Origin of the sequence: Roseiconus lacunae, assembly GCF_008312935.1 — a bacterium.
In the GTDB taxonomy this organism is placed as follows: domain Bacteria; phylum Planctomycetota; class Planctomycetia; order Pirellulales; family Pirellulaceae; genus Stieleria; species Stieleria lacunae.
In genome coordinates this window covers 511330-525682 of record NZ_VSZO01000012.1, presented here as the reverse complement: position 1 = coordinate 525682, position 14353 = coordinate 511330, and the positions used below count along the sequence as shown (strand labels likewise).

Below are 14353 nucleotides of genomic sequence, written 5' to 3'. Positions count from 1 at the left end.
ATTGGGGGCAGGATTCGTCGACTGGCGTTTGCTACGGTTTCGGTGTAATCAACGGGCTAACAGTCGTCGGCTGACGAGCCCAGACCTTTGATTCAGACGGAGCGTTGGCGACGTTTTTTTCAACAGGCTTGAATTGTGTTCGAAAGCCTACATTCGTCTCAAGAGAGAGGCGAGTGTGGAAGCTCCAGCGTTCGGCCGGCTTGCCATTCGGTTAAGGAAAGGAGTCCACCGTGTTTGCCAACTTCATTTACCTGACCGGCTTGGTCATCGCGTCACCATGGATCGTCTATCGGATGATCCGTCACGGACGATACCGACGCGGTCGGTGCGAGAAGTTCTTCGGCTTGTCACCTCGGAGGGCTCTTCGAATGCGGCAGCGTTTGAAGAGTCAATCGACCGTCAAACAAGTCTTCGTCGAACAACACGGCGGCGAGCTGCAGCGGACGCCGAAACCGATTTGGATTCATGCGGTTAGCGTCGGTGAGGTGAACTTGATCGGGAAACTTGTCGAAACATTGCGTCGGCAAAATCCGCATTCACCGATCGTCGTCAGCACCAGCACGGATACAGGCTACGATCTTGCGTGTCAAAAATTTGGCTCCGATGCCGTGTTCTTTTGCCCGCTGGATTTTAGCTGGGCCGTCGATCGCACGCTGCGAAACCTCGATCCTGTGTTGTTGGTATTGGTTGAATTAGAACTTTGGCCAAACCTAATCAAGCGAACTCGGCGGCGGGGCGTCGATGTCGCGGTGATCAACGGGCGTTTGAGTCGGCGGAGTGCCGAGGGCTATCAGCGTCTGAGCGGAATAACGCGACCAATCTTTGCGGGGCTCACGCGTGTCGGGTGCCAGGACAAAGTGACGGCCGAACGATTTGTCGATTGCGGGACCGGGCCTTCACGGTTGTTGGTTACCGGATCGATGAAGTTTGACAACGCCCCTGACTCTCGCGACAACGTCGATGTTCAGTCACGATTGGACTGGGCCGGCGTTGCCGCCTGGCATCGGGTCTGGGTCGTTGGTAGCACGCAAGACGGCGAAGAGGCGATGGCCCTTTCGATCTATCGTCGACTTGTGCAGTCTTTTCCAGAGTTGCGATTGGTGCTGGTCCCACGTCATCAAGAACGTTTTGATGAAGTAGCAGGTTTAATCGATGAGTTCAATTTTCGTTGCCGGCGCAGGTCACACCAACTGGAACAGGAATCCACGGATGTCGCAAGGGTTTGGACATCGGATGAAGTCATCCTGGTCGACACGATCGGAGAACTTCGCCACTGGTGGGGTGTCGGGCAACTCGCGACCGTGGGTGGAAGCTTTGGTGACCGCGGCGGACAGAATATGTTGGAGCCCGCCGGTTATGGGAACGCCGTTTCCTTCGGTCCCAACACGCGTAACTTTGCAGAAATTGCCGGGCGTTTGTTAGATGCTACGGCTGCGGTTCGTTGTTCGGACGAAGCGGACTTGGAATCGTTTGTTCGTCGCTGTCTAAACGACGAACCTGCCGCTAACCAACTCGGACGGGCTGCGAAGATGGTTGTCGAATCGCATCGCGGGGCGACCAGCAACACACTGGAAATGTTGGCATCACTATTGCCGGTTCGCCCGAATCGGCAATCGAACCGTGCCGCCTGATCCGGGCGTCAAGGTTATCTGGAGATGCCAATGCTAGTGCGCCGTCTTACCAAGGTTTTGGAACCGGCGGATCAGCCGGCGCGCTAAGCAAATGAACCTGAAAGATTCGGTTTAAGCCATTTCACCCTCCCCGGCCGTTTACTCGTCCGGACCTCCCGCTAGCGGGAGGGGGTTATCCAGATGTTGAAACCCAAAGACTCGAGTTTACCTGCTAAGTTCCGGTTATCGCACAGAGACCGAGGCTGACGCCATTCGGCTATTCCTCATCTAAATCGTTGGCCAAACGCTAGCCGTGCTTGGCTAAGATCTCCGCAACGTCCAGCAGGTAGACTTGTCGACCGCCATCGTGAGGGCTATCGATCGCGACCAACTTCCCATCGTTACTACTTCGCGGGTGCGTGTCACATCGCCATTCGCCACGATAGGCTTTCGGTGACGGAAAGTGTCCGAGGTCGTAGCGCCGGCCACTTGGGACGTGATACAAGTAAACCGTTTGTCGACTGGTTTTGCGATCGGGATACGTATCGTTCAGAATCCAATCTTGGTACGGCGCCGGAAGGTAGGTGTTGTGGCCATTCGTTGGCATTTTGTCTTGCCCGATGGGGCGGACTTGATCGGTCTTGTCGGTCAAATCATAGAATCCGTTCTTCATCCCGGCGGGCCGAGTCCACATCGTCACCGCGTCGTTACCATTCCAGATAAAGTGTGACGTGTAGCCTGACGGATCGATCACATAGCGATCGCTTCCATCGACGTCGGCTGTCAACATCCGAGTGACAAAACCACCTTTGAACTGTAGCGTTTGAGGATCAAATTCGGGACGATAGCGGTGAAGGACAATGAACCGCTCGCTATCGGGGCTGACCAGTAGGTGATTGAAGTAGTGCCATGCGTCGGCGTGTTTGTCGCCGTCTGGCCAAGCAATCTCGGCCACATCGGCAAGAGAAAGGATCAACGTTGATTCGCCCGTTTCCAAATCGACGCGCCAGATCCCAGAGTCATCGGGGGCTCGTCGATTAACATTGGGATCGGCAAGACCATCGTATCCGTATCCAGGACGCAAGTTGTCGATACGACGAAAGTCGGCCGACAAGCCGAATTTTCCGTTCGGTGCGACGGTATAGATCGGCATCCCAATCGTTCGGGTTTGCTTCGTTTCCGTTGAGTAGATTCGGCAGACAAAGGAGTCGCCTTCGCGGTCATTCCAAAGGATTTGTTTGCCGTCGTCCCCGATCCATTGCAGCATGCAGCCTTGCTGCCAACCCCAAGCCCGGCTCGTTCCGATCGGTACCCATTGATCATCGGACTTGGTGTCGACATAGCCAACATTGATTTGGTCGTCGCCGGTAGGAGAGCGGCCTTCGAATCCGACTTCGTTGGAAAGGACAAGCGTATTCGTCGGATCAAATTCACGTTTGTCGTAGTAGCCAAACCAGTGTTGCTGGGGCCCCTTCGTGATCGCTCGGCAGGGCACAAAGGTTTCCAAGGGACCGGTGCCGCCGGTTGCGACAGATTCGGCCCATGAAGAAGAAGCGGCGAGGCTCGCAGCGGTTGATCCGGCGAGCAATCCAAACGATCGGCGGGAGATTCTCATCAGCAATGCAAATCTGGCAGGTGGGAAATAGTGGGATATCGTGCCTATCCTATCTCGACCAGGCACGCCGTGGTGGGCGAACCAGAAATCAGAAACACCGATCCGCCAGTTGTTACGTCGTGTTCGCGACTGTCGGGGTGGGGGGCACGACACGCGAAACAATGTTTGCAGGGGCGAAAACACCGCCAAAATCGCTTCGAAACCGTTCTCCAGCGGCGAACGACCACACTTGACAGTCATCGACCCAATAGTGATCCTATTGAGATTGGTTCTCAATTTAATTGGTCCGTCAATAGAAGAGCGGCGACTGATGGCTACCATTGATACTTCGATACTGAGCCTTTCTGTAGTGAACAAAGGGCTGTACCAATGCATTGAGGTTGATGCATCAGGTCAGAACGCGACACGACTGAAGCGGTTGGGGATCTGTAGTGGTCGCGTTTTAGAATTGGTCGGCGATGGCGACCCGATGGTATTGCAAATCGGGAATACACGGATCGGGCTATCGCGACAGCTCGCTTCGTTGATTTCCGTTGGTCCTGTCGAACCGCTGGCGTCATAGCGGACCATTCGTTGGACACAGGTGATGCGTTGGTGTCGCCGTATATTTTGATCGAAGAGCCGATGCATTGAGTAGTCCATCCCTATCTTCCCAGTCTACGCCCGACAAAATTATTCCGGTGTCAATTGGAAACGCAGTAGCGTCGCCGGTGGTGCTGTTGGCAGGGAATCCCAACGTTGGCAAGACGTCGTTGTTCAACACGCTTGCGGGTATGCGTGCCAAGGTAGCAAACTACCCTGGCATCACAGTCGACTTACGCAAGGCCACGCTCTCGGTCGGGCCGGTCGAGGGGCAAGGTCATTGTCAGGCGACGCATACGGTTGAGTTAGTCGACCTTCCCGGGCTGTACAGTATGGAGACGGCGAGCCCAGAGGAGGAGGTCGCCGCGAGAAGTCTCCGAGGTGAGTTGACGGGGCGGCTGCATCAGAAGCCAGACGCCGTCGTCGTGGTTGTCGATGCGACGAACTTATCACGGACACTGGTGCTCGCTAGTGAAGTGCTTGAATTGAATCTGCCGACGATCGTGGCGGTCAACTTGGTTGATTCGGCAGAGGCGAGCGGAACGAAAATCGATTTCGCGTCGCTTCGAGAACGATTAGATTGCCCCGTCATTGGCGTCAGTGCCCGGAAAGGGACGGGGTTAGCTGAGCTGCGTGAGGCGATCTATGAACTGACCAAACCCGCCGAAAGTCCGCTACCGATCGCACGTCAGTCCTGTGTGGCTGGATGCAAAGGATGTCAGTTTTCGGCACGTTTTCAGTGGGCCGATGAATTAACCGGCCAGACCGTCCAGCCGGGGACGAAAGCGACGGTGAAAATGGATTGGTTGGACCGTTTACTCACATCGCCGACGATCGGGTTGATCGCCCTGTTGTCGGTAATGTTAGGCGTGTTCTTCTTGATCTTTTCGCTCGCTGACATCCCGATGGGCTTGATCGAAGAAGGGTTCGGATGGATCGGTGAGCTCGCCGGTGGTCTACTCCCTGACGCGACGACTAGTGTTCTGGTGCACGCGCCGTTGGCCGGGATCGGTTCCATGGCAGTGTTCGCGCTGGCTTATTGGTTGAATGAAACGAAGTGGACGAAATGGTCTGTCGGGATCGCCGTCGCTACATCGATTGTGGTTGCTTTGCTGCCGATCGAAGACTTCCGCAGCCTTGTGATCGATGGCGTCATCGGTGGCACGGCGGGAGTGGTCGTCTTCCTACCGCAGATTTGTATTCTGTTCTTTGTGATCACGCTATTAGAAGACTCCGGCTATATGGCTCGCGGTGCGTTCGTGATGGAGCGGATCATGCGACGTGTCGGGCTCCCAGGAAAAGCCTTCGTTCCGATGCTTTCCTCACACGCCTGTGCGATTCCTGGAATCATGGCGGCGCGAACGATCGAGAATTGGCGCGACCGATTGGTGACGATCTTGGTCTTGCCACTGCTAACCTGTTCCGCCCGATTGCCGGTTTACGTGATGGTGACGGCATTGTTGTTTGGCAATGATCCGTTTAAAGCATCGCTTTTGTTCGGCGCGGCGTATCTACTCGGGATCACCGCGGCACTGACATCCGCTTACTTGTTGAAGAAAACACTTATCCCCGGCGAAGCGGCTCCGCTGGTTTTGGAGCTGCCCAGCTATCGGATGCCGAGCTTGCGAAACGCGATGATGACGACGTTGGATCGTGCAATCGTTTTCTTACGCCAAGCTGGTTCGGTCATCCTTTTGATTTCGGTGGTTTTGTGGGCGTTGGCAACCTATCCGAAAATGCCCGAAGACCAACTTCCCGCAGATGAGCTACAGCAGGCATCGGCACAACTGGAGTACTCAATCGCGGGTCGAGTCGGGAAGGCGATCGAGCCGGTGTTCGCGCCACTCGGTTTTGATTGGAAAATCGATGTCGGGATCGTCACCTCGTTTGCGGCACGCGAGGTGGTCGTCTCTACATTGTCGATCGTGTACGGGCTAGGCGAAGATGGCGCCGAAGATCAAGACGCTGGGTTGATCGAGACCTTGCGTAGACAGGAAAAGCCGGATGGGACGCCGGTCTTTTCGACGGCGACGAGCGTCAGTTTGTTGATCTTCTTTGTGTTGGCGATGCAGTGCTTGCCGACTCAAGTTGTCACGAAACGTGAGACCGGCAGCTGGAAATGGGCAGCGTTCCAGTTTGGGTTTATGACGATGCTCGCGTACGGTGGAGCTTTGATCGCTTACCAGTCGTTGACGGCCTTCGGATTTTGACGCGTGATTTCTTTGCTCAGCCGGCAAAGTCGTCCGCAAGGTCTGTCGCGATTTCTATGACCTCGTCCATTGAGTCTAAGAAAGCATCGAGGACTTTTGGGTCAAAGTGTTCGCCTCGCTCACTCTTCATGATTTCGATGCATTTGGCAATCGGCATCGCGTCTTTATAGCAACGTTTGCTGCTAAGTGCGTCGAAGACATCCGCAACGGCGGTGATGCGTCCGACCAGCGGGATCTCATCTCCCGCCAAACCGTCTGGATAGCCTTTGCCGTTCCATCGTTCATGGTGGGAGCGAGCGATCACGGCTGCGATACGTAGCACAGGAGATCGTGTACGAGTTTGATCTTCGCGTGTGCTGGATTGCTTGCTGCTTTCTGTCGGTTGCGCTTTGAGGATTCGTTCACCGTATTCACAGTGCAGCTTCATCGCATCGAATTCTTCATCGGTTAGTTTTCCGGGTTTCAAAAGGATCGAATCGGAAATGCCAATCTTGCCCGCATCGTGCAATATCGCCGCAAGCTCGATCAGCTTCGAATCAGCTTCGCTGCACCCAAGTTTTTTTGCGATCAGACCTGCGTATCGTCCGACACGGATGACATGATTGCCGGTCTCTTGGTCTCGATATTCGGCGGCACAGGCGAGGACGTGAATGACCTCTTCGCGAGATTGCATTAGGTCCATCGTGCGCTGCTCGACTTCAGCTTCCAGACGCCGAGAGTACGCGACCATCTGATCGTGATGCGCTTTGACTAGGAGAGCATTTCGAACACGCGGTAAAAGTTCTGTCGGTTTCACCGGTTTATGCAAGAAGTCGGTGGCCCCTAATTCCAACGCTTCGATCTTGATTTCTTCTTCCGTTGAGGCCGTAACGATCAGTACTGGGAGGTGAGCAATACTGGGTTGCGATCGAACCTCTCTTAAGATGTCGAGACCAGAGACATGCGGCATCATCACATCAAGGATGATGATGTCTGGAGATTCGGCTTGGACGAGGGCGATCGCTTCGCGAGAATCGGTGGTCGTGATGAAGTCGTCGTAGCCCGATCCTTTGAGGAACTTTTGAATCAGCTTGATGTTGATGGGTTCGTCATCGACGATCATCACGCGGCCGGCGACATGACTCGATGCCGTTTTATTCGCCGGAAACGTGGACCGAGCGATCCCGACAGTCGCGGCTGAGGCAGGAGAGGCAGCGGGGGGGAATGTGGAAGTGTTCATCCGCAAATACTGAAATCGATGATGAAGCGATGGCTCCGGCAAAAGATAGAAAAACCTAAGTCACATCTAATCTAGCGCAATACATTGCGAACTTGATTCGGATGATTGATCGTCCGTTGGTAAGCCCTCAATGAACAACCCGTATCACTGTTCTGATCCGCGAATTGCCGAACGATTGTGATCGTCCGATCGGGGAGTCTGCCGACGATCAAGTGGATGTAGGACATTACCACCCCATGCCCTGGTGCCACAGTCGCTTGGCGAGCGGGACTGAGTTGACACCTATCGAAACTAATGCTCGATGTCCGCATCGCAATTGATGCGACGCTTGAGGCGTGAGGGTGACAATCGCTTCGAAGTGTGGCGTGATCAACCGATGTCTGTGTTCCGTCATGCCGAGATCTTCGTCCGGCAAAACAGCCAGTGGGCCATTGTTTGTTGCCAGCATCGCTGGATAAAGGCAACGATCGGAGGCCCTCGGGTTGATCCTAGACAGAGTCCCAGACGCGACCGAATGACCGACAACACGGTAGTGAAGCAAGCCGCCAAGGTTAGTTTGAAGCGTCTCTATTTCGCGTTGAGGAACTAAGACACGCAACTCTTTTTCACCGTTTTGACTAACGACCAGTAAGTCGACGCCTTGCTCGATGTAGGTTCCTTCCAATTCTTCAATGCGCCGGGCGACGACGATGCCGTCATGTGGCGAACGCAATTCGAGTGACGCAATTTGTTGATCGAGTTCGGACTTTTGTTTACGCAGTACTTCACATCGCGTTGCCTCTGCTTGTGACGCCGCATGCTGTCCCTGTAACAAGAGTTTGCGGGTTTGCAATTCTGCCTTGTCGAGTTCGATTTGTCGTCGTTGTGCTTCCAGAAGGAGCGACGGATTTCGAAGGGTTAGAAGTCGATCTCCTCGACTGACGGGATCTCCGTCGCGAACGTGAATTTGATCGACAAAACCATCGACTTGACTTCGGATCGTGTCTTGAGCCGCATATTGCACGATCGCAGGAGCTTTCACCTGAATCGGCCAATAGCCGAAGAATCCAATCACTATGGCTAGAGCGACGAAGCATCCGCTAACGATAAGGCAGCGTGTCTGTTGCCGTGCAACACGTCGGCCGAACCCTTCAATGCTACGCACCAACGGAATCCCAATCCACAACAGTATTCCGGTGAGCGTCAATAGGAATCCAACACCGTGGAATAGGCTGGCCGCCGCGGTCAAGATCATCGCACAGATGACATACTTCCAGATCATCGAGGCTGCACCATAGAACGCAATGAAGGCTGTTTTTAAAACTGACTGATGACGCGTAGGAAACTGCTCACCATAAAACAGTCGTTGCATGAATTCCGATACGAGTCGTTGGCCGTCTCCATAAAGATCTGTCCATCCCAGTGCATCCGTCAGTGCGTAGTATCCGTCGAATCGCATCAGTGGATTGGCATTGAATAGAAGTGTCATCAATCCCGCAGAAACCACGACACAAGAGCAGACGTAGCGGACGGTGACGTCGTCGTTAATGAACCAGATGGCAATCGCGATGGAGGCGATCAGTAGTTCGACAAACATGCCCGCCAGCGCGACATGAACTCGTTGCCATCGAGACCGAAATCGCCAAACGGACGAAACATCAACAAACGGAAGCGGGGCAAACAAGATGAGCAAAATACCGAGTGACCCGACTCGTCCTCCATACCTTCGGCAAACAATACCATGACCGAGTTCGTGAAGAATTTTCAACACAACGGTGATCAGACCAAGCAAGGAAATTGTGCTCCCGGTCAATTCGAGCTGCGCCGATCGCTTGATGGTGTCCCAACTCCAGATGCCAAGTGCAAAAACGACGAGCATCCAAATTGCGAGCAATGCCGTGGCCGGCGGCGAAAAGATGAAGCCAATCCAGCGGTTAAGTTTTTTCGATAACCGATCCAGCGGAAACAAATCAATCCGGATCGACAACGGATTGCTTTTGTCTAGCGTTTGTTTCCGTTGCCAGGACGTTTTAGACTGATTCAGTCGTGCCGCCGTATTGGAACTTGTCGTCTGCGCCAAATCATTGGAGATCAGCCACCGACCTAGCGACAATGCATCATCGAAAGAGAGGTGGTTGTCGGGATACAGTCGAAGGAACTCTGCATAAACTTCCGACAAAGATCGGCGACTGTCGAGCAGGCGGACGAAACAGTATTCGGTTTGTCCGATACGAAAGTACTTATTGGCGATCGGGTCTTCGACAACGACGAAAGCCCCGGCATCATCTTTGCTGACCGTCGATCGAAGATCACTTCGCCATGTGAGGACACTCGTCGACTCATCAGTTCCGAAGAGTCCATGATCAGTCGATTCCGTCGCACGCATGATGTTACCACCAATGGTGGGTTAGCGATTCGTAGGGGCGGTGAAATAGGATCCAGCCGATCGACCGTTGTCCGCAATGGATCGACACGGTGCCTCGCATCCCGGGGCGGATCGCAAGGTGTCTGCCTGGCAGCGGGACTTCACCAATAAAAACGTTTTGACCGTCTCGGATCTCGCTCCGAGGACTGATTCGTTGAACCTCGCTTTGCCACCTTTCGTTGGGCAATGCTTCCAACGCGATTCGAGCTATCTGGTGGTCTTGAATGTGTCGCACTTGAGATTCGCTAATCGAAAACTCCAGTGTCATTTGTTCTAGCGTGGCGACTTCAAATAGTGTTTCACCTGTTTTGACCGGGACGCCCTGGCTGCGCTGGTGGTCCCCCGAGACGATCACACCGTCGATCGGACTGCGAACTTCAAGTTCCTTAAGCTGATGTTGCAAAAGCTCAATCTCGATCGCCGCTTTTTGCATGTCTAACTCAGCGATACGTTGTTTCGCATAGTCGTGCGTCGCTTGGGCGGTGGCTTTTGTCTTTTGAGCTTTTTCGAAATCTGCCTGCAATGATTCGAGACGCCAACGCAGCGGTCGATCTTCCAAAATGGCTAGAATTTGCCCCTGACGAACTTCGTCACCAGGATTCACTTCACATTTTAAAAGCGTCGCGTCAAACGGGATCGCTACGAAGCGTCGTAACGAAGGTTCAACGATCGCTTCACAAGATTCGCGATGATTGATTGGGATGAACATCGCGAGCGTCAGAATGACTCCGGCCGCCATTGTCACAAGCAAACGTTGCTTCCGAAGGCGGTCAGACCATTGGCGGATGCTTGCCCAGCGGGAACGTTGTTCGAAGACATTGGCAATCGACGCGATCGACGGCGCAAGCGTTTCGAGAAAGCGTCGGACGTGATCGAGTGACACCGAATCAGCGCCGCAGACGAAAATAGCGAGACTGCCCTGCTCCCCCAGCGATTCGATGGGAATCCCAACGATTGATTGACGCAACTGAGACGAAAGTTGTTCGATCGGGCTTTGCCCAGTCGATTGCGCCGGATGAACACATGCAAGATGATCGAGTAAGACCACCTCGTCGAAAGCATTTTCGAATGCTTCCGTGTTTTCACCGTCGCGATCGAGTTTTGCGACGTCGCTGGCGGCGACCAATTCGCACCGTGAGCCTAGCGAGCGTGAACGTCCCAACAAGACCCGTACGTTTCCGAAGAATCGAGCGAGTTCACTTACGATGATCTGCGCCGCAGAATCGAAGTTGGACGCGGCAAGTGCCAGTCGTATGAGTTCGTTGATTGCCGATGCCGAATCAGCGATCGATCGTTCGCGTTCGATTTGATCGATCAAGCACCGCTGTCCCCATTGGCTCACGATCGACTGGGCGACATCGTAAAAGTTGTCGTCATTCGGTCGCAGATCACAAACTAAACCGACGACAGGGCTGGGGACTGTTCCGGGGTGGACCGGGATGATGTAGAGACCACAGTTCTGCGATAGCTCTCGTCGCCGACGGGGTTGTCCATCGCGCGCCGATTGCTCACAAGCCCGCCTTAATTGATCCATGATTCGATCGTCGAGCGGATCAGGATCAGAATCGTGAAGGAAAGCGAATGACGGCGAATCGCAACCGCCATTTCCGCTGAAGTCCGGAACGTAATGGGCGACGATTCGACCCCGAATACCACTTGTTTCCAGCGCGGTCAGTAAGCCATTGCCCCACTCTGCCGGTAGAGAACCAACGTCCGGATAGATCCACGAAAGATTTTCCTGCACGCCGAAAGTACTCGAATTGGTACTGGCGAGGGCGATGTCGTCTTCTCCAGCATCGTTCGAATGAATGACGCCGGAATTGATTCGCGTGGCACAGAACGACTGCGGATGCTGGCTAGCTGTCGTACTCACTGGAATTTAATCCTGAATCGTGACGGTGCAGCGTTCACCACTGCGCAGTTTTCTTTCGGAGTTGTCCACAAGAACTTGGACGGGGATGGTACCGCTTTCCGCATTGGTAATTGGCGAGATGAAGTGGACCGTACCAACGACGGCGCGGTTGGAATCACTGAAATGAACCCGAACCGATTGACCGTGCGAAAGCTTTGCCGCCTGCGATGGCATCAAGGCAAAGTTGGCGAGCAGTTGATCGAGTTGAACGATCGTGATGACTTGCGGCTGGTTTGGCGCCACGAATTCACCGGATTGGCGATGGACAATCGTGACGACACCATCGCAAGGTGCTCGTAGTGTCCGGCGGTGCAGGTGAGCTTTTAGTTTTTCGTGTTCAAGCTGACGGGATTGAAGCTCTTCTTCGACCGATTTAAGGTTCGCCACTGCGACCCGGTATTCATTCTCGGCGCGGGCGACTTCGGCGGTCCGTGCATGTCCCGACTGACGCAATCCGCGAATTTTGTCGAAACGCAGCTTAGTCAATTCAACTTCAGCTTCCGCGGCTTCACGTCGCCCCTCGACAGACATTTGCTGTTTCGCAACGGCGATCTGAGCATGGTACAAATCACTTCGTAGACGCATGATCGGAGCACCCTGACTGACGGTGTCACCCAATTGGACATGCAACTCTTCGATTACTCCTGTTTCGTCTGATGCAACTTCGATCACACGGAACGGTTCGGAGTACCCTTCGATCTGACTTGCCCGCAGCGAAGAATTTGCGCAGATAGCTAAGACGACACTCGCCAAACCGAATGATCGTTGTACGAAGTGATGCATGAATGGACCTAAGGACGGAGCAAGACGGGCCGATGATCTGGTAATCAATCAGCCCAACCGTAGGTCACAGTTCTTGCCGTCGCGGGAGGTCGGTCCGGTGCAGTCCTAAGAAAAGCACTTTGGAGCCATCATTGGCTCTGCGAGAGGGGATGAATCTCGAGTAGAGTTCCGGTTGCACGCTTCAATTGGATTGTACTGAGTACGTACGATACCCGTGCGTTCGCCAACGCGACCTCTTCGTTAAGCAAACGATCTTGGGCATCGAGAAGGTCTTCCAAAATTGCGTTTGAGGAATAGCCCTCACCAGGAAGTTCATGCCAACGATTGGAAACGAGATTGACATATTCTGCGGCGGATTGCATCGCGACCTGTCGCGACATCATCTCACGATGGCTGGTCTGAACTTCCCGAACAGCCGCCGATACCTCGCTTTCAAGTTGAGCAATCGTTTCACTTAGACGATGAGCGAGCTGACGCAACTGGGATTGTCGGCGGCGAATGTCGGCACAAGCGGCTCTTCGCCCGACCGGCATTTCAAACTGCAGACCGGCCGCATAACTCGGCTCCCCGCGACTGAACTGATCGACCCAAGATCGTCCGACGTCGTAGCGGCCTCGCAATCCACTGAGATAGCTTTCCAAAACCAAATCCAACACAGGAAGCATGTCATTGCGGGCGATGTCTAGGCGAACCCGCGTGCTATCGAGTTCAAATCCCAGCTCTACGATTTCGCTACGGCTTTCGAGTGCAGTCACGATCGCATCTTCCATTTTGATCGGAACAAATGCCGTTGATGGAGGGACGGTGGGTATGATTTCGAGCGATCGATCCGCAGTCAAACTCGGTGAATTGACGAGGGATCGCAAGCGGTCTTCCGCGTTGCGGATTGAGGTGACTGCGCGGGATAGCTCTGCCTTTCGCGAAGCCACCGCGGATTCGGCTCGCTTCAATTGACTGATCAGTGAATCGAGTTCCTGACGCTTTTCAAGCCATTGATGAATCGAGTTGGCTTGTTGCAGATGGCGAATCCGTAGCAACATGGAAATCCGTTGGAAATACAGATTCCACATCGCTTCTTGAATCGCGAGCAAGTGATTCTGAATCCCCGTTGTCGTCTTCTGACGGGCGATGTCGGTATCAAGCTGCGCCAGCACGATCAGGCTGCGATTGAACGATTCCCCGGCGCCGTTTAGCAGGGGCTGATTGAAGCTGAACGTTAGACGCGAGTTCCCTTGCTGGGTCGGCGTAAAAAATTCAGAGTTACTGTCCTGCAGTCCCAGTCGCTGAGCGACTTCGAATCGACCCCCGCGAATCGTTTTCCGACGGAAGCCACCGTTCACCCGAAAGTCCTCTTCGCGAAGACGGTCGATCCCAGACCCTGCGTCCAAGGTACTGCCGGTCGGAACGCTGGTGCGAACAAACTTTGATTCGACAAAGGTTGACGGATCAAAATCCGCCGCGGCGCGGCAGATTCCCGTTTGTGCGATCGTGATGTTCTCTCGAAGTGCCGCGATGTGATAGCTGTGCTGGAGCGCTTCTAGGATCAACGTGTCACCATCGACTCGCAACGTATTTTCTGAGAGATGGAACGGGATCGTAGCGATTGATTTCCACCACGGTTCGAACTGGGTAACGGTTGGCGGTTGATCGACAGAGGCAAGCGACTGTTGGATCGAAGATGGAGTCAGAGTCGGTGACTGAGACTCTGGCCGGAGGAGGGCGGCGATCCCCGTAGGGGCGGTCTGCGCGTGCAAATGCGATGCAACCCAAGTAGGGGCCGCAAGCAGCATCATCGTTAGGCTGAACCAGATTCGCACGTCGGCAGTTTCTTCCACAAGAGCACGGTCATCGATCGAGTGATCGACCTCGTGAACGTATCATCGGTTCATCAACGAGATGCCTACATCGAAAGCAACCTCGGATGACGGAGCCGCAGACATTCTTGGCCGTCTTCGTTGGAGGAGCGAGTATCCATTGACTAAATCGTCCGACCGATGCAACCGGACAACTCGAACGTG

Annotated in this window: 9 protein-coding genes; 3 read left to right on the top strand and 6 right to left on the bottom strand. The window is 54.1% G+C overall.

What is annotated here, in order from left to right; translation table 11 throughout:
* The first annotated feature begins 230 nt into the window (after positions 1-230).
* Positions 231-1631: a 3-deoxy-D-manno-octulosonic acid transferase gene (locus tag FYC48_RS18135; protein ID WP_235034312.1), complete on the top strand. Its 1401-nt coding sequence runs from the start codon at positions 231-233 to the stop codon at positions 1629-1631.
* 286 nt (positions 1632-1917) lie between these two features.
* Here FYC48_RS18135 and FYC48_RS18130 read toward each other — a convergent pair whose 3' ends face one another.
* Complete coding sequence (locus tag FYC48_RS18130; protein WP_149498128.1) at positions 1918-3225, bottom strand: hypothetical protein; 1308 nt, start codon at positions 3223-3225, stop codon at positions 1918-1920.
* A 310-nt stretch (positions 3226-3535) separates the two neighbouring features.
* On the opposite strand from FYC48_RS18130, the gene FYC48_RS18125 reads away from it, so the two are divergent.
* Both FYC48_RS18125 and feoB read left to right on the top strand, forming a co-directional pair.
* Positions 3536-3787 (top strand): FeoA family protein, encoded by a 252-nt coding sequence (locus FYC48_RS18125; protein WP_149498127.1) that lies wholly within the window; start codon positions 3536-3538, stop codon positions 3785-3787.
* Between the two features lie 118 nt (positions 3788-3905).
* Positions 3906-6017 (top strand): ferrous iron transporter B, encoded by a 2112-nt coding sequence (gene feoB, locus FYC48_RS18120; protein WP_160149604.1) that lies wholly within the window; start codon positions 3906-3908, stop codon positions 6015-6017.
* A gap of 16 nt (positions 6018-6033) precedes the next feature.
* Here feoB and FYC48_RS18115 read toward each other — a convergent pair whose 3' ends face one another.
* From FYC48_RS18115 to FYC48_RS18095, 5 genes are all read right to left on the bottom strand, one after another.
* Positions 6034-7236 (bottom strand): HD domain-containing phosphohydrolase, encoded by a 1203-nt coding sequence (locus FYC48_RS18115; RefSeq protein WP_149498125.1) that lies wholly within the window; start codon positions 7234-7236, stop codon positions 6034-6036.
* A 226-nt stretch (positions 7237-7462) separates the two neighbouring features.
* Positions 7463-9601, bottom strand: coding sequence for an efflux RND transporter periplasmic adaptor subunit (locus FYC48_RS18110; RefSeq protein WP_149498124.1), 2139 nt, complete (start codon positions 9599-9601; stop codon positions 7463-7465).
* Positions 9602-9605: 4 nt separating this feature from the next.
* On the bottom strand, positions 9606-11513 hold the full coding sequence (locus FYC48_RS18105; protein WP_149498123.1) for an efflux RND transporter periplasmic adaptor subunit: 1908 nt from the start codon (positions 11511-11513) through the stop codon (positions 9606-9608).
* Between the two features lie 6 nt (positions 11514-11519).
* On the bottom strand, positions 11520-12335 hold the full coding sequence (locus tag FYC48_RS18100) for an efflux RND transporter periplasmic adaptor subunit (protein ID WP_149498122.1): 816 nt from the start codon (positions 12333-12335) through the stop codon (positions 11520-11522).
* Between the two features lie 128 nt (positions 12336-12463).
* Complete coding sequence (locus FYC48_RS18095) at positions 12464-14152, bottom strand: TolC family protein (RefSeq protein WP_149498121.1); 1689 nt, start codon at positions 14150-14152, stop codon at positions 12464-12466.
* Positions 14153-14353: the final 201 nt, after the last annotated feature.

Bases quoted from the DNA above. Each gene is read 5' to 3' on its own strand.
- FYC48_RS18115 (WP_149498125.1), bottom strand. From the start codon at position 7,236: ATGAACACTTCCACATTCCCCCCCGCTGCCTCTCCTGCCTCAGCCGCG.
- FYC48_RS18110 (WP_149498124.1), bottom strand. From the start codon at position 9,601: ATGCGTGCGACGGAATCGACTGATCATGGACTCTTCGGAACTGATGAG.
- FYC48_RS18125 (WP_149498127.1), top strand. From the start codon at position 3,536: ATGGCTACCATTGATACTTCGATACTGAGCCTTTCTGTAGTGAACAAA.
- FYC48_RS18100 (WP_149498122.1), bottom strand. From the start codon at position 12,335: ATGCATCACTTCGTACAACGATCATTCGGTTTGGCGAGTGTCGTCTTA.
- FYC48_RS18130 (WP_149498128.1), bottom strand. From the start codon at position 3,225: ATGAGAATCTCCCGCCGATCGTTTGGATTGCTCGCCGGATCAACCGCT.